Origin of the sequence: Enterobacter cloacae complex sp. 372C4 (assembly GCF_050030615.1) — a bacterium.
Classification (GTDB): Bacteria; Pseudomonadota; Gammaproteobacteria; order Enterobacterales; family Enterobacteriaceae; genus Enterobacter; species Enterobacter intestinihominis.
Genome location: NZ_JBLGUQ010000001.1, coordinates 2,589,408 through 2,611,493 on the forward strand (window position 1 = coordinate 2,589,408; position 22,086 = coordinate 2,611,493).

At 59.8% G+C, this 22,086-nt stretch carries 19 protein-coding genes; 12 read left to right on the plus strand and 7 right to left on the minus strand.

Going from position 1 to position 22,086, the window contains the following annotated elements; genetic code table 11:
- Positions 1-22 precede the first annotated feature (22 nt).
- The 3 genes from ACQG11_RS12470 to ACQG11_RS12480 are packed head-to-tail and all read right to left on the minus strand — an operon-like array spanning position 23 to position 3,917.
- On the minus strand, positions 23-1,642 hold the full coding sequence (locus tag ACQG11_RS12470) for an MFS transporter (RefSeq protein WP_426728406.1): 1,620 nt from the start codon (positions 1,640-1,642) through the stop codon (positions 23-25).
- A complete protein-coding gene (locus ACQG11_RS12475; protein WP_063163175.1) occupies positions 1,639-2,046 on the minus strand; it encodes a DoxX family protein in 408 nt (135 codons plus the stop codon). Before ACQG11_RS12475 ends, ACQG11_RS12470 begins: the two co-directional genes overlap by 4 nt.
- On the minus strand, positions 2,046-3,917 hold the full coding sequence (locus ACQG11_RS12480; protein WP_046621099.1) for an amidohydrolase: 1,872 nt from the start codon (positions 3,915-3,917) through the stop codon (positions 2,046-2,048). The genes ACQG11_RS12475 and ACQG11_RS12480 overlap by 1 nt, the downstream gene beginning before the upstream one ends.
- A 220-nt stretch (positions 3,918-4,137) precedes the next feature.
- On the opposite strand from ACQG11_RS12480, the gene ACQG11_RS12485 reads away from it, so the two are divergent.
- From ACQG11_RS12485 to ACQG11_RS12505, 5 genes are all read left to right on the plus strand, one after another.
- Positions 4,138-4,824, plus strand: a complete 687-nt coding sequence (locus tag ACQG11_RS12485; protein ID WP_022646922.1) for a hydrolase — start codon at positions 4,138-4,140, stop codon at positions 4,822-4,824.
- A 61-nt stretch (positions 4,825-4,885) separates the two neighbouring features.
- Entirely contained in the window at positions 4,886-5,107 is a 222-nt protein-coding gene (locus ACQG11_RS12490; protein ID WP_022646923.1) for a DUF1427 family protein, read from the plus strand.
- Positions 5,104-5,364 carry a XapX domain-containing protein gene (locus ACQG11_RS12495; RefSeq protein ID WP_045621749.1) on the plus strand — a complete coding sequence of 87 codons (261 nt, stop codon included), beginning with the start codon at positions 5,104-5,106 and terminating at the stop codon, positions 5,362-5,364. Before ACQG11_RS12490 ends, ACQG11_RS12495 begins: the two co-directional genes overlap by 4 nt.
- Positions 5,365-5,387: 23 nt before the next feature.
- Complete coding sequence (locus tag ACQG11_RS12500; protein WP_006810275.1) at positions 5,388-5,768, plus strand: response regulator transcription factor; 381 nt, start codon at positions 5,388-5,390, stop codon at positions 5,766-5,768.
- A 9-nt stretch (positions 5,769-5,777) separates the two neighbouring features.
- Positions 5,778-11,363: a trifunctional serine/threonine-protein kinase/ATP-binding protein/sensor histidine kinase gene (locus tag ACQG11_RS12505; protein ID WP_426728407.1), complete on the plus strand. Its 5,586-nt coding sequence runs from the start codon at positions 5,778-5,780 to the stop codon at positions 11,361-11,363.
- 3 nt (positions 11,364-11,366) lie between these two features.
- Here the strand turns inward: ACQG11_RS12505 and ACQG11_RS12510 are convergent, their stop codons facing one another.
- Positions 11,367-11,984, minus strand: a complete 618-nt coding sequence (locus ACQG11_RS12510; protein ID WP_022646926.1) for a response regulator transcription factor — start codon at positions 11,982-11,984, stop codon at positions 11,367-11,369.
- A 318-nt stretch (positions 11,985-12,302) separates the two neighbouring features.
- Between ACQG11_RS12510 and ACQG11_RS12515 the strand changes: the two genes are divergently transcribed.
- Together ACQG11_RS12515 and ACQG11_RS12520 are read left to right on the plus strand one after the other, a co-directional pair.
- A complete protein-coding gene (locus tag ACQG11_RS12515; protein ID WP_022646928.1) occupies positions 12,303-12,908 on the plus strand; it encodes an ATP-dependent Clp protease proteolytic subunit in 606 nt (201 codons plus the stop codon).
- A 134-nt stretch (positions 12,909-13,042) separates the two neighbouring features.
- The gene (locus ACQG11_RS12520) at positions 13,043-14,164 is read left to right on the plus strand and encodes a cupin domain-containing protein (RefSeq protein WP_180243916.1); all 1,122 of its coding nucleotides are present in this window, start codon (positions 13,043-13,045) and stop codon (positions 14,162-14,164) included.
- Between the two features lie 38 nt (positions 14,165-14,202).
- Here ACQG11_RS12520 and ACQG11_RS12525 read toward each other — a convergent pair whose 3' ends face one another.
- A complete protein-coding gene (locus ACQG11_RS12525) occupies positions 14,203-14,388 on the minus strand; it encodes a hypothetical protein (protein ID WP_010427252.1) in 186 nt (61 codons plus the stop codon).
- Positions 14,389-14,607: 219 nt separating this feature from the next.
- Between ACQG11_RS12525 and ACQG11_RS12530 the strand changes: the two genes are divergently transcribed.
- The 3 genes from ACQG11_RS12530 to foxA all read left to right on the plus strand — a co-directional run bounded on the left by ACQG11_RS12530 (position 14,608) and on the right by foxA (position 18,163).
- Positions 14,608-14,841, plus strand: coding sequence for a DUF2171 domain-containing protein (locus ACQG11_RS12530; protein WP_003863067.1), 234 nt, complete (start codon positions 14,608-14,610; stop codon positions 14,839-14,841).
- Between the two features lie 138 nt (positions 14,842-14,979).
- On the plus strand, positions 14,980-15,933 hold the full coding sequence (locus ACQG11_RS12535) for a helix-turn-helix domain-containing protein (RefSeq protein ID WP_426728408.1): 954 nt from the start codon (positions 14,980-14,982) through the stop codon (positions 15,931-15,933).
- A 121-nt stretch (positions 15,934-16,054) separates the two neighbouring features.
- Positions 16,055-18,163: a ferrioxamine B receptor FoxA gene (foxA, locus tag ACQG11_RS12540; protein WP_426728892.1), complete on the plus strand. Its 2,109-nt coding sequence runs from the start codon at positions 16,055-16,057 to the stop codon at positions 18,161-18,163.
- A gap of 102 nt (positions 18,164-18,265) precedes the next feature.
- Here foxA and ACQG11_RS12545 read toward each other — a convergent pair whose 3' ends face one another.
- Positions 18,266-19,681, minus strand: coding sequence for a PLP-dependent aminotransferase family protein (locus tag ACQG11_RS12545; RefSeq protein WP_023305386.1), 1,416 nt, complete (start codon positions 19,679-19,681; stop codon positions 18,266-18,268).
- Between the two features lie 176 nt (positions 19,682-19,857).
- Here ACQG11_RS12545 and ACQG11_RS12550 point away from each other — a divergent pair, with 176 nt between their 5' ends.
- Positions 19,858-20,019 (plus strand): DUF1127 domain-containing protein, encoded by a 162-nt coding sequence (locus ACQG11_RS12550; protein ID WP_003863073.1) that lies wholly within the window; start codon positions 19,858-19,860, stop codon positions 20,017-20,019.
- A gap of 85 nt (positions 20,020-20,104) precedes the next feature.
- Here ACQG11_RS12550 and ACQG11_RS12555 read toward each other — a convergent pair whose 3' ends face one another.
- Positions 20,105-21,493: a PLP-dependent aminotransferase family protein gene (locus ACQG11_RS12555; protein WP_426728409.1), complete on the minus strand. Its 1,389-nt coding sequence runs from the start codon at positions 21,491-21,493 to the stop codon at positions 20,105-20,107.
- Positions 21,494-21,594: 101 nt separating this feature from the next.
- On the opposite strand from ACQG11_RS12555, the gene ACQG11_RS12560 reads away from it, so the two are divergent.
- Positions 21,595-22,074 (plus strand): carboxymuconolactone decarboxylase family protein, encoded by a 480-nt coding sequence (locus ACQG11_RS12560; protein WP_022646934.1) that lies wholly within the window; start codon positions 21,595-21,597, stop codon positions 22,072-22,074.
- The last annotated feature ends 12 nt before the right edge of the window (positions 22,075-22,086 follow it).

Consider the following 22,086-nt stretch of genomic DNA (forward strand, 5'->3'; position numbering starts at 1 on the left):
CCTGTGCAGGTGATTGTTATGGTTATACCGGCGCGACCAGATAGCGAATTGCCGGTGATGTTGTGCCCTGATGAAAAGCCAGAACGCGGCTCTGCAACAGGAGGTCATTCATGGTGTGGCGTTCCTGCTGGCGCAAATGCTCAATCCAGGAACCCATCAGGAAGGTCTCGATAAACAGCCCTGGACGTTCGATATCCTCGTACACCGCCCAGCTCATCGCTCCGGCGCGGCGGCGCACCCGGCGTAGCTCGTGCACGGCCTGCAAAAACGCTTTCGCGCCCTGTGGGTCGATGATGTACTCGTGCGACACCAGCACCGGGCCGCGCTCGTTCGGGAGTTCAATCTCCACGCCGTCCAGCGGCTGCCCGCTCAGGTCGAGATTTAAATTCGGATCTTTCTCCAGCTTCCAGCGGAACGCCGTCGCGCTTGCCAGCACCATCCCCAGCGTGGCAACCACCAGCGAGGTTGGGGTGCCGAACTGCGAGGCGATCTGCCCCCAGACGGCGCTGCCTGCGGTCATCGAGCCGAAGAACACCGTCAGATACACAGCCAGCGCCCGGGCTTTTACCCAGCGGGCGGCGCTGCGCTGTGCGCCAAGGTTGAGGGTGGAGAGCACCGCAATCCACGCGAAGCCGGTGAAGAACTCAAACAGGTTCAGCAGCCAGACGTGGCGCACGAACGCCAGCGCCAGCATGGTGAGGGCAAACGTCAGGCTGGCGGCCACCATCAGCCGATCGGCATTCAGCCGCTGGCGCAGGCGCGGCAGCAGGATCGCCCCGGCAATCGCCCCCAGGCCGATACACGCCAGCATCACGCCGTAGCCCGCCGGGCCTAAGCCCAGCTCGTGGCGCGCCACCAGTGGCAGTAACGCCCAGCCCGCGCTGCCGAAAACGAAGAACGCCACGGTACGCACCAGCACGTTGCGCAGCACCGGGGCGGCGTGCACGTAGCGAATGCCGGACCGCACCGCCGAGAAGAAGTGCTCCGGCGGCAGCCGCTGTATGGACGGGGCCGGACGCCAGCGCCACAGCACCCACGCCACGCCGACCACGGATAGCGCGTTAAGCGCAAACACCATCCACGGCCCGGCCAGCGACAGCAGGAAACCGCCCAGCGCCGGGCCAATCGCCCGGCTGATGTTGACCCCGAGCGAGTTAAGCGCCACGGCGGAACCCAGCTCGGGCTTGCTCACCAGGTCAGGCACAATCGCCTGAAACGGCGGCGAGCTCATGGCCGCGCCCACGCTCAGCAGAAACGTTGCCGCCAGCAGAACGGTGGGGGTGACGTGTCCGGTAAAAGAGAGCAGCGTCAGCCCGGCAGCGGCGATGAATACCCATAGCTGGGAGAAGAGCAGGTATTTTCGTCGGTCAACGATGTCCGCCATCACCCCGGACGGCAGGGCGAAGAGGAACATCGGCAGGCTGCTGGCCGCCTGCACCAGCGCGATATCCAGCGGATCGGCGCTCAGGGTCAGCATGCTCCAGTTGATACCGACGTCGCTCATCCATGAGCCGACGTTAGAGACCACCGTGGCGATCCACAGCATGCGGAACACCGGCTGGCTCAGCGGCTGCCAGGGCGAAGCCGCCGATGCGGGCGTCGTCTCGGCGTGTGCGTCGCGAACGTCGTTAACCTGGGTCATGCGAACCTCTCCATCGTCTTACGCTGCAGCCGCCACTGTCCCGGTCCGGTGAGGGCGAGGGTGGTGAAGATAATCAGCAGCAGCCAGCCAAACTGCCCTTCGGCAATCGACCAGTCCGGGTGCACCGCCAGCATCGCCACCAGCAGCACGGCGATAATCGGCAGGCACGCCAGGCGGGTGTAAACCCCTGCAATGATAAACAGCGGGCAGATGACCTCGGCGACGATCGCCGGGATCAGGCTCGCGTAAGGTCCGAAACCAAACGGATCTTCGATGCGCGTCAGCTCTTCGCTGAAGTGGAGCACCTTCGGCAGGCCGTGCACGTAAAGCAGCAGCAGGCTGCCGGTCAGGCGCAGGAAGAACAGCCCCGGATCGATCCGGGGCGAAGCGTCATTTTGTTTCATCAGAATGCAAAGCAGCTGCAGCCCAGCGCCCCCCAGAAAGCGTTATCGTCGGACACCGGCATCTCTGACGTGCGGGCGAAATCATGCTGGTGGCTATGAACCCCGCACGGGCCGCTGCAGTGGTGGACGGCGCTCATGCCGACGCGTGCGGCCTGCGGCGGCGCGCTGCGGTAGTGGCCCGGCACCTTCACCACCGGGGACCACTCGGGCAGGACCGGAATGGCGGGCGGCGCGAGCGGGCCAAAGCTGCCAGCGGCGTAGACGATATCGCCGTTGACCACGGTGAGGACGGACTCGATGCCCTTGATCTCCTCTTCCGGCACGCGGAAGTAATCTTTGCTGAGCACCGCCAGATCCGCGAGCTGGCCCGTTTTGATCTGCCCCTTCTGGTTCTGCTCGCTGGAGAACCACGCGCTGCCCTGGGTCCAGAGCATCAGGGCGGTATCGCGATCCAGACGGGCGCTGTGATCGTACATCTGCATCCCGCCAACGGTGCGGCCGGAGACCAGCCAGTAGAGCGCGGTCCACGGGTTATAGCTCGCCACGCGGGTGGCGTCGGTGCCTAAGCCCACCGGCACGCCGGTCTCCAGCATTTTCGCCACCGGCGGCGTGTGGCGGGTGGCTTCGATGCCGTAGCGCTCGGCGAAGTATTCCCCCTGGAAGGCCATGCGGTGCTGCACGGCAATGCCGCCGCCCAGTTCTTTGATGCGGTCGATGTTGGCCTGTGACACGGTTTCGGCGTGGTCGAAGAACCAGTGCAGCCCGTTGAACGGAATGTCGCGGTTCACCTTCTCGAACACATCCAGCATGCGGCTGATGGATTCGTTATAGGTGGCGTGCAGGCGGAACGGCCAGCGGTGTTCGACCAGATGGCGCACCACGCGCTCCAGCTCGTCCTCCATGCCCGGCGCGAGATCCGGGCGCGGCTCGAGGAAGTCTTCAAAATCGGCGGCGGAGAAGACCAGCATCTCGCCCGCGCCGTTGTGGCGGAAGAAGTCGCTGCCCTGGCCCGGCGTGAGCATGTCGGTCCATTTTTCAAAGTCTTCCAGCTCGTGGCCCGGACGCTGGGTAAACAGGTTGTAGGCGATGCGGATGGTCATCTGCTTTTTCTCGTGCAGCTCGGCAATTACCTCGTAATCTTCCGGGTAATTCTGGAAGCCGCCGCCCGCGTCGATGGCACTGGTCAGCCCCAGGCGGTTCAGCTCGCGCATGAACTGGCGCGTGGAGTTGACCTGCTGCTCCAGCGGCAGCTTCGGCCCTTTGGCGAGGGTTGAGTACAGGATCATGGCGTTAGGACGGGCGATCAGCATCCCGGTCGGGTTGCCGTTGGCGTCGCGCTGGATCTCGCCGCCCGGCGGGTTCGGCGTGTCCCTGGTGTAGCCGACCACCTTCAGCGCGGCGCGGTTGAGCAGGGCGCGGTCGTACAGGTGAAGGATAAACACCGGGGTATCCGGCGCGGCGTCGTTGATCTCATCAAGCGTCGGCATACGGCGCTCGGCAAACTGGAACTCGCTCCAGCCGCCCACCACGCGCACCCACTGGGGCGACGGCGTGCGCAGGGCCTGCTCTTTCAGCATCCGCAGGGCGTCGGCCAGCGACGGCACGCCCTCCCAGCGCAGCTCGAGGTTGTAGTTCAGCCCGCCGCGGATCAGGTGCAGGTGCGAGTCGTTCAGGCCGGGGATGGCGGTGTGGCCTTTTAAGTCGACCATCTTACTGCCGTCGCAGTGGTGTTGCATCACCTCGGCGACGGTGCCCACTTCCAGGAATTTCCCGTCGCGCACGGCAACGGCTTCCGCGAGAGGGTTCTCGCGATCGACGGTGTGAAACTGGCCGTTAACCAGAATGAGATCGGCTTTACCGAGGGTAACCATAACTGCTCCAGACTGAGAGGGGAATGGTCAGGATTATGGGAACCGGTTTCGGGAAAGATCCAGTTATACAATAGGATAGGTATACCAAAGTATAACTATACCTAAGGTTAACTATACGAAGAGATAATTACGCGCCAGCGGCGTGGGTCATAGGATGAATGCGATTTTATCGGCGTGCTGTTCGCGGCGATTTTAACCTTTAACCTCACTGGATAATCTTATGACCACTACAAAACTCGAAGTCTTAACCCCAGCCAACTGTCAGATCATCTTCATCGACCACCAGCCGCAGATGGCATTTGGCGTGCAGTCTATTGACCGCCAGGTGCTGAAAAACAACACCGTGGCGCTGGCGAAAGCGGCAAAAGTGTTCAACATCCCGACCATCATCACCACCGTTGAAACCGAAAGCTTCTCCGGTAACACCTATCCGGAGCTGCTGGACGTGTTCCCGGGTCAGGACATTCTGGAGCGTACCTCCATGAACTCCTGGGACGACCAGAAGGTGCGTGACGCGCTGAAGGCTAACGGCAAGAAGAAGGTGGTTGTCGCGGGCCTGTGGACCGAAGTGTGCAACAACAGCTTTGCCCTGTGCGCGATGCTGGAAGGGGACTACGAAATTTATATGGTGGCGGACGCGTCCGGCGGCACCTCCAAAGAAGCCCACGACTTCGCGATGCAGCGCATGATCCAGGCGGGCGTGATCCCGGTGACCTGGCAGCAGGTGATGCTGGAGTGGCAGCGTGACTGGGCACATAAAGAGACCTATACCGCGGTGATGGATATCGTGCGCGAGCACTCCGGCGCGTACGGCATGGGCGTGGATTATGCCTACACCATGGTGCACAAAGCGCCGTCTCGCCAGAAGAGCGAGCACCGTACCTTAGCGCCGGTTCCGGCACGCTAAATCCCGGCGGCGGGCTGGTCCCTCATCCGGCTCGTCACTGCCTTTTTCTCTGGAGTTCACAATGAGTACAGGGTTGATATCCCTCGCGGCAGGCGTGCTGATTGGCCTGATGTATGCCGTGCTGAAGGTGCGTTCCCCCGCGCCGCCCGCGCTGGCGCTGATTGGCCTGCTGGGTATGCTGGCAGGGGAACAGGCGATGCGTCATCTTTTATCCCGCGATAATCCCGCTGGCGTGCAGGTGACGGTTCCCCACGTTCAGCACCTGACCGGAGCGTCATCATGAAGGCCTGGATTATTTCGCTGGTGTGCGGGGTCGCGGCTGGGGTAATTTACGCCCTGCTCGACGTGCATTCCCCGGCGCCGCCGGTCGTCGCGCTGCTTGGCCTGTTCGGCATGCTGGTGGGTGAACAACTGATCCCCATCGGACGGCGTCTGGTGAGCCGCGAACCGCTGACCCTGGCCTGGTTTCGTCATGAATGCGTACCGAAAATCAGCGGTACCGCGCCCCCAACGCCCGCGAAGGAAAGCCGCGACGCGTAACGAATTGTTTGAGGAAAGACAGCATGACGCTGCCGTGGCGCATTGCCATCATTGATGACGAACGCTCTGTTCGCAGCGGGCTCAGTAACCTGCTGCAATCGGAAGGGTATGCTACCGATACCTTCGATTCGGCAGAGGTGTTTTTGAGCCACCCTCTCGCCCTGTCCGGCGCGTCGCTGGTGATCACCGACATCAAGCTGCGCGGCATGAACGGGATCGAGCTGTTTGAGAAGCTGCGGTTGCTGGCCACGCCGCCGCCGCCAATACTGTTTATCTCCGGCCATGCGGATGAAAATATGCAGCGGTATGCACTCAGCCTGGGCGCCGCTGCATTTTTGCGTAAGCCGATTAACATCGATATTCTGCTGGATCATATTCAGCGGGAGCTGACCCGCCGACAATAAGGATCGCGGATGAACGAACAAACGTCGCCTGCATTTTGGCCCGCCCGGGGAAGTCTCCATGAAGGGCGGGCTTTTGTTCTGAAAGAGGATGTTATTTTTACCGTGCTGGCGCAGGAGGGCGGCATCTCCTGGATGAACGGGCGGCATCCCCAGTCCGGCGGTTCGTTTATTATTGCCACCGCGGTCAGCGATGAAGAAGAGGAGCGGGCAACGCGGCTGCTTAAAAACGAGTTTGCCCTGCGCGATCGACTTCATGACGGCTGGGCTATCCGGCCCGTCGCTTCAACCCAGTACCGCGGACGTTTTGCGCTGGTCTACGCGCCGTTCTGCTTTGAACTGCTGGCGTGCCGGGCAGGTAAGGCGATTTCCGGGATCGCCCGCTTTATCGAGATGGCGATCCGCATCTGCGGTCCCCTGCGCCAGATGCATCTGCACAACCTGATCCACGGCGATATCAAACCCGGGTCGATCTTCGTTCATCACGACGCCACCAGCCGTCTGTGCAGCTTTGGTCTTTCCTGCGCCACCTCCGACGCATTCTCGCAGTCCCGGCTTGCCGCGTCTGGCGGCACGCCCGCCTACATGTCACCGGAACACACCACGCGTACCCGGCGCGCCGTCGACAGCCGGAGCGATCTCTACAGTCTGGGTATCGTGCTTTATGAACTTCTGACCGGGCGATTGCCGTTTGAACTGAGCGCTGATGACCAGACTAACTGGGCGCATTACCACATTGCCTCCGAGCCGCTTGCGCCGGGCCGGGTGCGTCCGGACGTACCCGGCATGCTGTCGACCATTATCCTTAAGTTGCTGGAGAAGAATCCGGAGAATCGCTATCAGACCGTCGACGGGCTGATTGCCGACCTCAGGCGCTGCCAGGCGACGCTGACCGCCGAAGGTGAGATCGTCGACTTTATTCCCGGCCAGCAGGATCGCTCTCCGGCGATCCATCTTGCCGATTCGCTTTTCTCTGCGCATCCGCAGGCCAGCGACGTCATCGCCGCGTTTGAGCTGGTCAGCCAGAGCGGTGCGCCGGAACTGGTGACGATTGGCGGTCCGTCGGGGATCGGCAAATCTTCCGTGATCGCCACCACGCTGAAATCGCTGCAACAGCGCAAGGTGCTGCTGGCGGTGGGCAAGGTCGATCAATACTCTCCCACGCAGCCCTACGGCGTGCTGAGTTCGGCGTTTCGGACGCTCACGCTGCACCTGCTCGGGCTGCCAGCCGGGGAGGTGGCGACGTGGAAAACCCGCCTGTCGCGCGCGCTGGAAGGCTTCGAGGAGCTGGCTGTCAGCCTGGTGCCGGAGCTGAATTTATTTCTTGAGAATAAACCGCGTTTCTCTGCGGATACATTTTCCATCGACGCGCGGGCGCGCTTCAGCCATATGGTGCTGGCGCTGGTGAAAACCTTCGCCACCCAGGGCGCGCCGCTGGTGCTGCTGCTGGATGATGTGCAGTGGATCGACGCCGCCAGCCTGCAAACGCTCGATCACCTGCTGCGCGCCTGCGGCGCCATCCCGCTGCTGGTGGTGGTGGCGCACCGCGATCTCAGTTCGCTTTCTGATCCCAGCTTGCAAACCGCGCTGGCGAGCCTGCCGGAGGCGGCGCAGCATGCCATGACGATCGTGCCGCAGCCGCTGTCGGTGAAGGCCGTGGCACGCTGGCTCGGGGGGATTTTTCATGCCCGCAGTACCGGCACCTCCGATCTTGCCACGCTGATCCATGAAAAAACCGGCGGCAACCCGCTGTTCGTTCAGGAATTTTTCCGCCGCATCGTCGATGACGGACTGGTGGTGCACAACAAATATCAGGGGAAATGGCATTACGATCTCCAGGCCATCCGCGCCCGGCATTACACCGAGAACGTGGTGACGCTGGTGCTTGAACAGCTCAAGGAGATGCCCGACGAGACGCGCCGCCTGCTGGGCAGCATCGCCTGCCTCGGCTGCACGGGCGAGCTGGAGATGCTGTGCCGCGTGGTGGGGCAGTCGGCGGCGGAAATCCGCTACGCCCTTCATCCGGCGGTTACCGCTCAGCTGATAGTGCTGACGGAGAAAGAGTACGCTTTTACCCACGATCGGGTGCAGGAAGCCGCCTTTGCCCTGCTGGATGAGGGCGAGAAAAGCCATCTGCACCTGACCACCGCCAGCCTGCTGGCGGATGCCGCGCGGCAGACGGCGGGTAACGAACTGCTGTTCCGCGCGGTTCACCACGTCAGCGCCGCGCTGGACTGCATCCAGCCTGCGCCGCAGCGCCAGAGATTCCGTGAGCTGAGCCTCCAGGCCGCGCGGCGTGCGAAGCGTACCGGCGATTACCTTTCCGCCTTAAGTTACATCCAGACCGCCAGAGCGCTGGGGAACGCGGGTCCGGTCTCGGACTTTATGCTGGATATCGAAGAGGCGGGCTGTGAGTTCGCGCTCGGGCACCTGGAGCGCACGCGCGCGCTGTGCGATACGATCCTCGGCTCACCGGGCGGGCTGACGGAGAAAGCGCTGGCCGCTAACCTGCTGGCGGAAGTCTATATGCGCCAGTCGGAGATCCGCCTGGCGCTGGAGGCGTCGTTATGCTGGCTGGGCGTGTTCGGGATCCAGATCAGCCGCTACCCGGAAAATGCCGAATGTGACGAGGCCTGGCAGCAGTTCTGTCAACGCACCGCCGACGCGCCGCAGAACCCATTTACTCAGCTTAAGCTGATGGAGAGCGCGGAGACCGAAGCGGTAATGAACCTGCTTTACAGCGCCAGTATTTTCGCCAGCTTTACCTGCCCGCGCCTGCACTTTTTACTCCTGTGCCGGATGATGCACCTCACGCTCGATCGCGGCATAACCGGCGCATCCACCACGGCGATGGCCTGGTTTGGCGTGCTGATTGGCCACCGCTACGCCGAATACCGTCTCGGGTTTGAGTACGGCACGCTGGCTCGCGAGCTGGTGAACCGCCACGGCTATGATGCCTATGAAGCTAAAACTCTGCTGCCGCTCGACCAGCTCAGCGTCTGGACCCAGCCGCTGTCGTACACTATCGAGTGCGCCAAGGCCTGCTTTACCTCGGCGGTGACCCACGGCGACATGACGATGGCCTGCTTCGCGGCCTGTCACCAGATCATTAACTTCCTCTCCCGGGGCGATCATCTGGACGGCGTGTTGACCAGCATCGATCGCGGTCTGGCCTTTGTGCGTAAAACGGATTATCAGGACATTGAAACCGTTCTGCACATTCAGCGCCGCTACGTGGAGTTTTTACGCACGCCGGTGACGGGCACATGGAGCGCCGCCCAGGCGCTGCCTGACGATCTGCTGCCCGCACCGCCGGAGCAGGCGCCCGAGCAGACCTCGACCATGCTGTTCTGGTACTGGCTCTATCGCGGGATGGCGCACTTTACCTGCGGCGAATACGCCGACGCGCAGGCGGATTTAGAGAGGGCGGGCTGGTATGCGTGGTCCGCACCGGGCCATATCCATCTGCTGGATTACCATTTTTACAGCGCGCTGGCGCTCTCCCGCCAGCTTACGCCGGAGACCTTCTCGGCGGATTATCGCCGCAGTATTCATCACCATTACGACAAAATTGCCCTCTGGGCGCGGATCAATCCGGGCACGTTTGCCGATAAAGAGGCGCTGATTTATGCCGAAATCGTCCGTCTGGACGGCATGAACAGCATCGCGCTGGAGCAGTATGAAAAGGCGGTGCGGCTCTCGCGGGAGGGCGGGTTTAACCCGATCAATGCCCTGGCCCACGAGCTGGCAGGGCGTTTCTCGCTGGCCTGCGGCTACCCGACCGCCTCCGACGCCCATTTCCGCGGTTCGATTGCCGCCTGGGGCCGCGCCGGGGCGCAGGCCAAGGTGCGTCAGCTGGAGCAGGATTTCCCGCATCTGCTGGCCTCCGGGCAGAGCCGCGCGTACGACACCGTGGCATTTGCCCAGAACGAGGTGATCCGCGATTTACAGAGCGTCATCAAAGCCTCACGCGCCTTGTCCGAAGAAATCAACCTCGAGCGTTTAATTGAAAACCTGATGACGCTGCTGCTTGAACGGGCCGGGGCGCAGCGTGGCCTGCTGCTTCGCGTCAGCGATAATCACATCCCGGAGATCGAAGCCAGCGCCTGGACCAGCACCGACGGGGTGCGGGTTCGCATCCTGAAAGAGACACCGATGGCGACGGACATGCCGCTGTCGGTGCTTGCCGCGGTGATCCGCACCGGGCAGGAGATCCGCACCGGCAAACCGGAGGAATTTCACCCGTTCAGCCAGGATCCTTATCTGGTGACGTCCGGCGCCGCCGTGATGTGTGTCCCGATGTTCAAACAGGCGCGACTGGTGGGGGTGCTGTATCTGGAAAACCGCCTGATGCCGGAAGTGTTTACCGCCGAACATTCGCGCGTGGTCAGCCTGCTGGGCGCGCAGGCGGCGGTTTCGCTGGAGACGGCACGGCTCTACGCCGAGCTGCTGGCGGAAAACATCCACCGCCGACGGGTGGAGAAAGAGCTGCGCGCCAGCCAGACCTCGCTGATGCTGGGTGAGCAAATCAGCCATACCGGCAGCTGGCGCTGGGAGCTGGTGCAGGATCTGATGTTTATGTCCGAAGAGTACGCCCGTATTCTTGGCCTGCCGGAGCAGCAAAAGATGATCTCAATGGCGGAGTTTTTGACCTTCGTGCATGAGGATGATTATGGCCGGATCGGTAACCTCGTTAATCAGAGCGTGCGTGACGGGCTGTCGATGCGCGCGGAGTTTCGCATTATCCGCACCGACGGCTCCGTTCGCTACATTCTCGGGATTGGCGATCCGGTGGGCGTGGGCAGCGAAGTGAATGAGTATTACGGCATCATTACCGACATCACCAGCCAGCGGGCGGCGGAAGATGCGATGCGGGTGGCGCAGGCGGATCTGGCGCGAGTCTCACGGGCCACCACCGTCGGGCAACTCACCTCCTCGATCGCGCACGAGATCAACCAGCCGCTGATGTCGATTGTCTCGAACGCCGGCGCGAGCCTGCGCTGGCTCAACCGCGATCCGGCGCGGCTGGACAAAGTGCGCGAGGGGCTGGAGGAGATCGCCGCCGAGGGCGAGCGGGCAGGGGAGATCATCCGCAGCATTCAATCTCTGACGCGCAAACAGGACCCCACGTTTACGCGCATCGATCTGCACTTCCTGATCCACCACATCATTATGCTCTCCCGCAGCGAACTTGAGCTGCGACACATAAGCGTTGATTATCTCCTGAACGCTGACGACAGCTTTATCATCGGCGACAGCGTGCAGATCCAGCAGGTGCTGCTTAACCTGGTGATGAATGCGATGGAAGCGATGGCGGAAGTGACGGATCGCCCGTGCAGCATCACGATCGCCACCGCGAACTGCGCCGAAGGGAAGGTGATCTTTGAGATCGCCGATACCGGCAGCGGCATTGAGCCGGAGCTCACCGAGCGGATCTTTGACTCGTTCTATTCGACCAAAGCGCAGGGAATGGGGATGGGGCTGACCATCAGCGCCAGCATCATTGAACGGCACCGGGGAAAACTGAGCGCGCGCCGCAGAGAGCCGTACGGCACGGTGTTTACCTTCGCGTTGCCGCTTGCCGGACAGGAGGCGTAACGGTTATTCCGCTGGCTGATGTTTTGTCAGGCGCTCGACGGCCCTGACCAGCTCGGCCACGGAGCGGACCTGCATTTTCTCCATCACCCGGCGGCGGTGTACTTTCACCGTAATCTCACTGACGCCCAGCTCGGCGGCGATCTGCTTGTTGAGCTTGCCGCTGATGGCAAGCTCAAGCACTTCATGTTCGCGCGGCGTGAGGGACATGTGGCGCTGTTTCAGGGCGTAGTGCTCTTTGACGCGGGCGGCGTTGTGCTGTGCCAGCCTGAGCGCGGATTCGATAGAGCCAATGAGGGCGCTGGATTCAACGGGTTTAGTGAGAAATTCGTAGGCCCCGCCTTTGATCGCCCGGACGGACATAGGGATGGTGCCGTGACCGGTGAGAAAAATGATCGGTATTTCTCGCCCGTTGGCTTTCAGCGCATCTGCGACATCAAACCCGGTGATCGTGGGCATCTGCATATCGAGGATCACGCAGGAGGGCAGATCCTCAAAGGGATGGCTGAGAAAGGCTTCTGCTGAGGAAAAGCCAAGGGCGTGTATATCCGCTGATTCCAGCAGCCCAACAACGGACTGCCTGACAGCGTCATCGTCATCAACCACATAAACAATGTGTTCCATTCACCGCCCCGGTGTGATCAGTAAACCATCGAGAATAAAATGCGCCTTTTTGAACGTAAGCGACTGTTTGCTATCCTCATTCATACTAACACATTAATAATTATTATCATTCGGCAATATGAAGATGATATGAAAGTGTAATAAAAATGTGGCGAATTGGTTAGGATCGGAACGCTGTTTTTAGAGACCTTTCCGGCTGCGAAGCCAGTGCGTGACACAGGCGATATTCATCCTGAGCCACGATGTTTTGTGTGAGGACGCCGACGGGTAAAACAGGCTACACTCTGATTTTGAGCGCGACAAGCTGAGGACATAACGATGCACTACACACTGAAAAGCAGTGACGATAAAGAAAAAGCGGAAGGAACAAGCGGCGCGGGCGCTCTACAGCAAAAACTGCTGGAATCCCGTTCGATTGTCATCTCCGGTGAGATCAACCAGGAGCTGGCCCAGAAAGTCATCACTCAGATGATCCTGCTGCAAAGCGTCAGCAACGATCCGATCAAGCTGTACATCAACAGCCAGGGCGGCCACGTGGAAGCGGGCGACACCATCCACGACTTCATTAAGTTTATCCGACCGGAAGTGCACGTCATTGGCACCGGCTGGGTGGCAAGCGCCGGGATCACCATCTTCCTGGCGGCGAAAAAAGAGCACCGCTACTCGCTGCCGAATACCCGCTTTATGATCCACCAGCCGCTGGGCGGCGTGCGCGGTCAGGCAACGGATATCGAAATCGAAGCGCGCGAGATTATCCGCATGCTGGAACGCGTGAACAAACTGATTGCTGACGCCACCGGCCAGCCGCTGGAGAAAGTGAAGAAGGACACCGACCGTAACTTCTGGATGTCACCGGCGGAAGCGCTGGACTACGGCATCGTGGGCAAACTGATCACCCATTATGACGAGCTGAACCTGGATTAAGTTTTAGCCCGCGCGTGCGTCGGGTGACGGCTTCGCCTTACCCGACCTACGCGCGCTCGATTGACCCATGACAAGTTCCCCCCTGGCTGTCTCTTCTATAATCGCGCCTGTCTCCCCTCTCACTGGTGCTAACCATGGCGTATCAACTGAACCTCGACTGGCCGGAATTTCTTGAGAAATACTGGCAAAAACAACCCGTTGTGCTGAAAAATGCCTTCCCGAATTTTGTCGACCCCATTACCCCTGATGAACTGGCGGGTCTGGCGATGGAGCCGGAAGTCGATAGCCGCCTGGTAAGCCATGCTAACGGCAAGTGGCAGGCGAGCAATGGCCCGTTTGAGCATTTCGATAACCTCGGTGAAACCGGCTGGTCTCTGCTGGCGCAGGCGGTGAACCACTGGCATATGCCCGCCGCAGAGCTGGTGCGTCCGTTCCGCGTCCTGCCGGACTGGCGTCTCGATGACCTGATGATCTCCTTCTCCGTTCCGGGCGGCGGCGTTGGGCCGCATATCGATCAGTACGATGTGTTTATTATTCAGGGGATGGGTAGCCGTCGCTGGCGCGTGGGTGACAAGCTGCCGATGCGTCAGTTCTGTCCGCATCCGGCCCTGCTGCACGTCGATCCGTTTGAGCCAATCATTGACGAAGATCTGGCCCCGGGCGATATCCTCTATATTCCGCCTGGATTCCCGCATGACGGCTTCACCCATGAAACCGCGCTCAACTACTCTGTCGGTTTCCGCGGGCCGAACGGTCGCGATCTGATTAGCAGCTTTGCCGATTACGCGCTGGAAAACGATCTGGGTGGCGAGCACTACAGCGATCCGGATCTGACCTGCCGCGAACACCCGGGCCGCGTGGAGCAGTACGAGCTCGATCGCATTCGCCAGATGATGATCGACATGATTAGCAAGCCGGATGATTTTACAAAATGGTTCGGCAGCTTCGTCTCCACGCCGCGTCACGAGCTGGATATTGCCGCCGCCGAGCCGCCGTATTCCGCAGACGAGGTGCTCGACGCGCTGCAAGGGGGCGAAACGCTATCACGCCTGAGCGGGCTGCGCGTGCTGAACATCAACGGCAGCTTCTTTATCAACAGCGAACAGCTGGAGACGGCGGATGTGAACGGGGCGGACGCGCTGTCCCGCTACACCCAGCTCGGCCAGGCCGAACTGGGTGTAGCGCTGAATAATCCGGCGTTTGTGGAAGAGCTGACCGGATTGATTAACCAGGGATACTGGTACTTCGACGAGTAACAGACAGCGGCGTTTAGTCAGACTAAACGCCGCTACGTTCAAACCAGCATATTACAGGCCTTCCAGTAGTTCAGAAGCCGCTCATCGTCGCGCTCTTTTTCCGCTTTAATTTTCATCGCCTGGGCGAGATTTTCTCGCGATACCTCATGGCCTTTTTGCACGATGTCTAAGACCGCTTCACCAAGAGCCAGCGAAATTTCTGTCCGATTGTTGCGAATCGTCATAAATACCTCCTCGTTGGTTGCGCTACTTTAATTATGAACGGGAAATAATCAGTCGCTAATAATTAATCTTATTCTTATTTTTTCAATTCGGCGCTAAATAGACATAATATTCGGTTCTGTCAATGATGTTTCAAAATGCTAATACGCATTTCAGGTCCGAATTTATGCGCTACAGTTAATTTCGTGCAACAGGCAAATAACCGAAACAGGAGAATGAATATGGTAGATAAAAGCGCAATTAAGGATCACACTCAGGTTGTCGCCAGCTGCGGAACGCATGTCGGGGTTGTAGACCATCTTGATGGTGAGCGTATCAAGCTTGCGAAGAGCGACCCGGAATCAGGCGGCAAGCACCACTTTATTCCTCTCGGCTGGGTCGATAAGGTCGAAGATAATAAAGTTGTCCTGACCAAAAACCATAAAGAGGTTTTTGCTGAGTGGCAGGAAGCATAAATATATTTCTCGTAAAGAAATATACGCCTTCGCTCCGGCTTTGTCCGGAGCGTAATAGTGTCTGCGCCCGGTGATTGCTGCCATGGCAAATGAATGGTACTGTTTTGCCTGTCCTTTCCCCGATGCAGGCTCCGAATTATGCTCCAGAGTGAAAATACATCAGCGAAGCGCATATTTTTTGTTGAGGATTTTCAAATATTCGGCGAGCGCTACGGCATCGACTACCGTTTCCCGCAGCTAAAAGATGAGCAGGTCAGCGGCAGCCCCGTGTTGCAGGGGAATGTTGAAGAGATGACGCTCTCGTCCGGCATTTCACTGACCCATTCCGACGTACGTGTATTACAGCCCTATGAAACCACCTCTCGCCACAGCAGCCCGCTTTATATGCTGGTGGTGCTGGAAGGGTGCGTGACGCTCACGCTCAATGGTATCGATTATCCCGTCCGCCCGGGCATGGCGTTCAGCTCGCGTCTGAGTGAAGATCAGGTGATGAGCGCGCGTCACGATGCTGACAGCACGCTGAAAACGCTCTCGTTTGGCGTGTACCCGCACGATGCCGGACGTGAAGCCCTGCTTGAGTCGCTACTGCTGGAATGGCAAAGCCTGAATACCCCCGCGTTTGTCTGGCACGTTCCCGAGTTTGTGATGTCAGGCATTCAGCATGCACAGCGGCAGGGGGGAAGCATGCTCTCGCGTAAGCTGTTGCTGGAGGGGCTCATGTACCAGCTGCTCGGCCACGGCCTGAACCAGTGCCAGCTGCCCTGCCCGAGCCGCCCTGAGCATGCGCGTCTGGAACGCGTCCGGTGCCTGCTGGAACAGTCTCCTGAACGTGACCATACACTCGCGCAGCTGGCAGCCCTTGCTGCCATGAGCCCAAGCAGCCTGCGCAGCAAGTTCCGTCAACGCTACGGCTGCACACTCTTCGATTATCTCCGCGACTGTCGCCTTGCGCTGGCGCGTCGCTATCTGCTGGAAGGCCATAGCGTACAGCAGGCCGCCTGGATGTGCGGGTATCAGCATGCCACCAACTTCGCCACCGCGTTTCGTCGTCATTACGGGATTTCACCGGGTGACGTGCGCAAACTCCGCTAACGTAATTTTGTCCATCGCGCGAACGTATCCCGTGCGGTTTAGCATCGCGCATACATAACCTGGCGGCGCGCATAGCTGTTTGCACCCTCAAAAAGGTAATAATTCTTATTAACAATAAGAAATATCTCTGGAGAGGGTTATGTTTGCTAAATCGCGTCTGGCACTGCTGGTGGGATGGGTTACCGGTAGCGTCGCTTTTCCTTTACTGGCGCAGGATGCCCAAAAAACTGACACCGTGGTGGTGACCTCGCAGATGCAGTCTGCGGCCACCAAGCTTGAAACGCCGGATATTGAAACCCCGCAATCGGTCTCTATCGTCACCCGCGAGCAGTTCGAAGAGCAGGGCGCAACCAGCGTGCGTCAGGCCGTGAGCTACACGCCGGGGGTCTACAGCAACCAGATTGGGGCATCAAACCGCTTCGACTACATGGTGCTGCGCGGCTTCTCGGACGGCAGCCTGGACAACGTCTACCTCGACGGCCTGAAGATGATGGGCGACACCAATTCCCACAGCTCGCTGGTGGTTGATCCGTGGTTCCTGGACAGTATCGAAGTCGTGCGCGGCCCGGCCTCCGTGCTGTACGGTCGCTCATCGCCGGGCGGCATCGTGGCGCTCACCTCCCGTAAGCCATCGTTCGATCCGGGCGGGGAGATCAAGCTCTTCGCCGGTAACAATAACCAGCGTGGGGCGATGTTCGACGTCACCGGCCCGGTTGATGATAACGACCGCGTGGCGGTACGCCTCAGCGGGATGACCCGCTATGCCGATTCCCAGTTCGATCCGCTCAAAGAAGAGCGTTACGCGCTGATGCCGAGCCTGACCTGGCGTATCACCGATAATACCCGTCTGGATCTGATGGCCTACCTGCACCGCGATCCGGAAGGCGGCAGCCACTCCGGCCTGCCGTATGAGGGCACCGTCGTGCCGCACAGCGGTAAGAAAATCTCCAACACCTTTTTTGAAGGTGAAGACGATTACGACAAGTACGATCGTCGGGAAAATATGGTCGGTTATAACATCGAGCACTTGTTTGACAGCGGCTGGGCCGTGCGTCAGAAGCTGCGCTACCTGCACACCAAAGTCGAGCTGAACCAGGTGTATGCCGCAGGCTGGCTGAACGACACCGAGCTGAACCGCGGCTATTCCGGCTCCGATGAGAAGATGAACGCCATCACCCTGGATAACCAGGTCGACGGCAGCTTCGATACCGGCGAGGTGAACCACCGCGTGCTGATCGGCATGGACTACCAGGACCGCACCAACAACGTCACCGGCTACTACGGCGGCTTCCCGCCGATTGACGCTTTCCATCCTGCTTATGGCGCGAAGCCGGACTATATCACCCAGTACAGCAGGGAAAAGCATAAGCTGCGCCAGACCGGCTACTACCTGCAGGATCAGATGTCCATTGACCGCTGGCGCCTCACGCTGGGTGGGCGTTACGACCAGGTGAGCGTGTCGAACGTCGACAACTTCAACCATACCCGCAGCGATCTGGATAAAAACAACTTCAGCAGCCGCGCGGCGCTGCTGTATCTGTTTGATAACGGCGTCGCGCCGTACGTCAGTTACTCCACCGCCTTTACGCCGACCAGCTTTGCCGACGAGCAGGGGAATATCCTGGATCCGATGAAGGGCAAGCAGTGGGAAGCGGGCGTAAAGTATGAGCCAGAGGGGATGAACAGCCAGTTCAGCGCCTCGGTGTTCCGCATCAACCAGAAGAACATTGCCACTAAAGAGGAGCCGACCGATCCGTACCGTTCCATTGGTGAAATCGAATCCGAAGGCGTTGAGCTGGAGGCGATTGGTCAGCTGACCGACAGCCTGCGTATGGAGGCGGCGTACACCTACACGGATATTCGCTACAAGAAGAGCAGCCCGGAAGAGGAGGGCAAGCGCGCCGTCTATGCCCCGCGTAACATGGCCAGCGCCTGGCTGAGCTACGACGTCAAAAGCGGCCCGCTGGACGGCCTGACCGTCGGCTCCGGCGTGCGCTATGTCAACGGGATCGCCAGCGATCGTCAGAACACCCATACGCTACCGTCATACACCCTGGTGGATATGGTCGTGGGGTATGACCTGTCGAAAGTGGGGCTCACGGGCGTGAGCGCGCAGTTGAATGTCAATAACCTGACGGACAAAAGCTACGTTGCGGCGTGTAACTCGCTCTCTTACTGCTACTTCGGTGCAGAGCGCAGCATTGTCGGCAGCGTTTCGTGGACGTTCTGAGTCGTTAGCCAATGCCCGGTGGCGCTGCGCTTACCGGGCCTACGGGATCGGTTTTCACCCTCTCCCTGTGGGAGAGGGCCGGGGTGAGGGCAACAGGCCGCACTACCCCTCCATCGCAATCACAATCGCCTCACCCATCTTTTTCAACGCCTCGCGATGTTTATCCGTCGGCGGCAGCGCCACGTTGATCCGCAGACAGTTGCGGTACTTACCGGAGGCGGAAAACAGCGACCCGGCCGCAGCCTGGATCTTCAGACGGCACAGCTGCTTGCTGACGCACACCATGTCGACCATCTCCGGTAGCTCGACCCACAGCAGGAAGCTGCCCTGCGGGCGGGTAACGCATATTTCTGCCGGAAAATACTGCCGCACCCAGCAGGTGTAGGTCTCCATATTCTGCTGATAAATCTGGCGCATGCGCCGCACGTGGCGATGGTAATGACCGTCGCGAATAAACGCCGCCACCGCCATCTGCGTGCCCGGCACGTTAAACCCGCCCGCGGCGTATTTCATGTGCATCACCCGGTCGTAATAGCGCCCCGGCACAATCCAGCCGACGCGCAGCCCGGGCGCCACGGTTTTGGTAAAGGAGCTGCAGAGGATCACGCGGCCATCAATGTCCATCGAGTGAATGGTGCGCGGGCGCGGGTACTCTGCGGCCAGCTCGCCGTAGATATCATCCTCCACAATCACAATATCGTGCCGCTGGGCGAGCGCCAGCACCTGCTTTTTACGCGCTTCCGGCATGATAAACCCGAGCGGGTTATTGCAGTTGGGGACCAGGATCACCGCTTTGATCGGCCACTGCTCCAGCGCCAGCTCTAACGCTTCGATGCTGATCCCGGTCTCGGGATCGGTAGGTATTTCAATCGCCTTGATGTCGAAGCCGCGCAGCATCTGCATGGTGCCGTGAAACGACGGCGACTCGACCGCCACGATATCCCCCGGCTTGCACACCGAGAGCAGGGCGATCGACAGCGCGCCGTGGCAGCCGTTGGTGATCACAATCTCGTTTGCCGCCACGGTGGAGCCGCCGTCCAGCATCAGGCGGGCGATCTGCTCGCGCAGCTCCAGACGACCATCGAGCACGTCATAGCTCAGCATTTCGCCAGGGTTATGCTGCGCAATGCGGCTCATCTCGCGCCACAGCGGCTTCAGGCTCGGCTGGTTGATGTCCGGCGAGCCGCCGCCAAAGGAGATCATCTCTTTGTCGGCGCGGGCGTCCAGCAGCATCATCACCTCATCCCACTGGGTGACGTCCACGGGGCGCTGCACCGGGCGCGTCATCGCCGGTACGGGCGGCTGCGCTTTGCGTTTCGAGACAAAATAACCGGAGCGCGGCTGGGGCGTGATCAGCTGGAGATTTTCGAGGATCTGGTAGGCCTGCTGTATGGTGCTGATACTCACGCCGTGTTCCTGGCTCAGCGTGCGTACCGACGGCAGACGTTCGCCGCTGCGATACAGCCCTTGTTCGATACGTTCCGCCAGTAGGTTGGCCAGATGTTGATAGCGCGTCATGCTGTATCCTTTGTTTTCACCATACAGATTAATAAACCAGTACAGATTGGTAGATAAAACGCCATGCAGATACCGTTTTAGCGGATCTGTATGGTAAACAAAAGCAGTTTTTGAATCTGTATTGTACTGGCCGTTTTCCATGATGATAACCCCACTGGCACAGCGAGGAGAGCATCATGGAATTCTACGAGAATCGTTCAAAACGTCCGTTTATCGCGTTTGTCTGGGTAGCGAAAACGCTGCGTAACTGGTATCGCATCAACCGTACCCGCCGCATTCTGAGCCAGATGAGCGACGAGCAGCTCAAGGACGTTGGGTTATCGCGATATGATGTGTAAGCATAGGGTTGCCCGGTGGCGCTACGCTTACCGGGCCTGCAGGAGACCGTAGGCCGGGTAAGGCGCAGCCGCCACCCGGCGGTTTTCAACTCAACAGCGCAAGCGTCTGCCGTTTCGGCCTTTCCAGCAGCTCAACCGCCTCCTGATATGACCGCACGTTGTTATAGCCCATCACCAGCCCGTAGCGTTTGCCCGACCCGCGATACCACTCCGACAGCGCATTAACCTGTAGTTGCTGTTCCTGCCAGCAGCGGGCGATCTCCCGGTCAGCGCTTCCCTTTGCGAGGAACGCGACAATATGCATTCCACCGTCGTTTTGCTCGGTGAAGAACAGATCACCATAGACCTCACCCAGGGCGGCAATCATCCAGTCGCGGCGGATCTGATACAGGGCGCGCATCTTTTTCAGATGACGAAAAAAATGCCCTTCGTTGAGAAATGCGGTGAGGATTTTTTGCGTCAGCACCGGCTGGCCGCTGGTGGTAATGTCCGCGCAGTCGGTAAAGGCCCCGACGGTGCTGGCGGGCATCACCACGTAGCCCATGCGCAGTGAAGGCATGATGGTTTTGCTGAAGGTGCCCATAAAGATCACCCTGTCATGCCGATCGAGGCTTTTCAGCGACGGCAGCACTTTGCGGGTGTAGTGAAATTCCCCGTCGTAATCGTCTTCGATAATCCACGCCTCGTTTTGTGACGCCCAGTCGAGCATCTGCTGCTTGCGCGGCAGTGAGAGCGTCACCGCCAGCGGACTCTGATGCGACGGGGTAACGATGGCAAAACGCGCGTCGCGATGATGACGGAGCAGGTAGTCCGTATCGATGCCGCAGCGATCAACCGGCACGGTGTGCAGGCGGGGCACGATCCGCTTGAGCAACTGCTGGCCCATAAAATAGCCCGGATCCTCAAACACCACCTTGTCGCTGCGGCTGGCAAGCGTGTCGAGGATCAGGCGCAGGCTGCCGCTGTAGCCGCTGGTGATCAGTACCTGTTCGGCGGTGCAGGATAACCCGCGCGAGATATTGAGATAGCGGGCAATCGCCTCGCGCAGCGGATACCAGCCCAGCACCGGCGGGTTGAGCATTTCATCCTGACGCATGGCGCGCGTCGCCTGGCCCGCCAGCAGCAGCCATTTTTTATAGGGGAAGCTGTCGAGCGCCGGAATGCCGGGGCGCAGAAAACCGGCCCGTTCGCGCTGGTTAATCAACGACGCCGGCAGCGTGCCGGTCGTTTGTTCTGTGGGGGCGTGTTGCGTGGGCAGCAGAAGATCCGGGTTCACCCGCGACCCGCGCGCGCCCTGGCTTACCAGATACCCTTCGCCCGTCAGAATGGCATACGCCGTCTCGACGGTTTTTCGCGCGACCTTAAGCTCTTCCGCCAGCACGCGGATGGCAGGCACTTTATCGCCCGGCTTCAGCACGCCGCGCGTGATGTTGTCGCGATAGCGGGAATAAATCTCATGATAGCCCGGCTTCATGTCCTACCTCATTTCACGCTTTTTGTGTCTTTTTACTATGTCATTTACGGCGTAGATTTGCCTTATCGCATGAAAAAAACGGCACAAAAAGAGGAAAGACAATGAGCACCCGCGTAAACCACCACAAAGCCACACCTGCACTTGCCAACGCGCTTTCTGCCCTGAGCATGGAGGTGGCGAAAACCTCCATCGACCCGGCGCTTAAGCACCTTATCGACATTCGCGTATCGCAGCTGAACGGCTGCACCTTCTGTCTGGATATGCACTCGAAAGAGGCTAAAATCGCCGGTGAGCGCGAGCTGCGCCTGTACCATCTGGCGGCCTGGCGCGAGTCCCCGCTGTTTAGCGCCCGTGAAAAAGCGGCGCTGGCCTTCACCGAAGCGCTGACCCAGATTGGCGTACATGGTGTGAGCGATGCGCTGTACCGCAGCGTGGCGGAGCACTTCTCGGATGTCGAGATTTCAGAGCTGAACTTCGCCATCGTAGCGATCAACGCCTGGAACCGCCTGGGCATTACCTCCCGCATGGAGCCGGGCGCGCTGGATGCGGCTTACGGTCTGAACAAGGCTAACCTGGAATAATTCCGCGCTCGC

Bases quoted from the DNA above. Each gene is read 5' to 3' on its own strand.
- ACQG11_RS12530 (WP_003863067.1), top strand. From the start codon at position 14,608: ATGGTAGATAAAAGCGCAATTAAGGATCACACTCAGGTTGTCGCCAGC.
- ACQG11_RS12515 (WP_022646928.1), top strand. From the start codon at position 12,303: ATGCACTACACACTGAAAAGCAGTGACGATAAAGAAAAAGCGGAAGGA.
- ACQG11_RS12485 (WP_022646922.1), top strand. From the start codon at position 4,138: ATGACCACTACAAAACTCGAAGTCTTAACCCCAGCCAACTGTCAGATC.
- ACQG11_RS12490 (WP_022646923.1), top strand. From the start codon at position 4,886: ATGAGTACAGGGTTGATATCCCTCGCGGCAGGCGTGCTGATTGGCCTG.
- ACQG11_RS12510 (WP_022646926.1), bottom strand. From the start codon at position 11,984: ATGGAACACATTGTTTATGTGGTTGATGACGATGACGCTGTCAGGCAG.
- ACQG11_RS12520 (WP_180243916.1), top strand. From the start codon at position 13,043: ATGGCGTATCAACTGAACCTCGACTGGCCGGAATTTCTTGAGAAATAC.
- ACQG11_RS12535 (WP_426728408.1), top strand. From the start codon at position 14,980: ATGCTCCAGAGTGAAAATACATCAGCGAAGCGCATATTTTTTGTTGAG.
- ACQG11_RS12555 (WP_426728409.1), bottom strand. From the start codon at position 21,493: ATGAAGCCGGGCTATCATGAGATTTATTCCCGCTATCGCGACAACATC.
- ACQG11_RS12525 (WP_010427252.1), bottom strand. From the start codon at position 14,388: ATGACGATTCGCAACAATCGGACAGAAATTTCGCTGGCTCTTGGTGAA.
- ACQG11_RS12505 (WP_426728407.1), top strand. From the start codon at position 5,778: ATGAACGAACAAACGTCGCCTGCATTTTGGCCCGCCCGGGGAAGTCTC.
- ACQG11_RS12545 (WP_023305386.1), bottom strand. From the start codon at position 19,681: ATGACGCGCTATCAACATCTGGCCAACCTACTGGCGGAACGTATCGAA.
- ACQG11_RS12560 (WP_022646934.1), top strand. From the start codon at position 21,595: ATGAGCACCCGCGTAAACCACCACAAAGCCACACCTGCACTTGCCAAC.
- ACQG11_RS12480 (WP_046621099.1), bottom strand. From the start codon at position 3,917: ATGGTTACCCTCGGTAAAGCCGATCTCATTCTGGTTAACGGCCAGTTT.
- ACQG11_RS12500 (WP_006810275.1), top strand. From the start codon at position 5,388: ATGACGCTGCCGTGGCGCATTGCCATCATTGATGACGAACGCTCTGTT.
- ACQG11_RS12470 (WP_426728406.1), bottom strand. From the start codon at position 1,642: ATGACCCAGGTTAACGACGTTCGCGACGCACACGCCGAGACGACGCCC.
- ACQG11_RS12550 (WP_003863073.1), top strand. From the start codon at position 19,858: ATGGAATTCTACGAGAATCGTTCAAAACGTCCGTTTATCGCGTTTGTC.
- ACQG11_RS12495 (WP_045621749.1), top strand. From the start codon at position 5,104: ATGAAGGCCTGGATTATTTCGCTGGTGTGCGGGGTCGCGGCTGGGGTA.
- ACQG11_RS12475 (WP_063163175.1), bottom strand. From the start codon at position 2,046: ATGAAACAAAATGACGCTTCGCCCCGGATCGATCCGGGGCTGTTCTTC.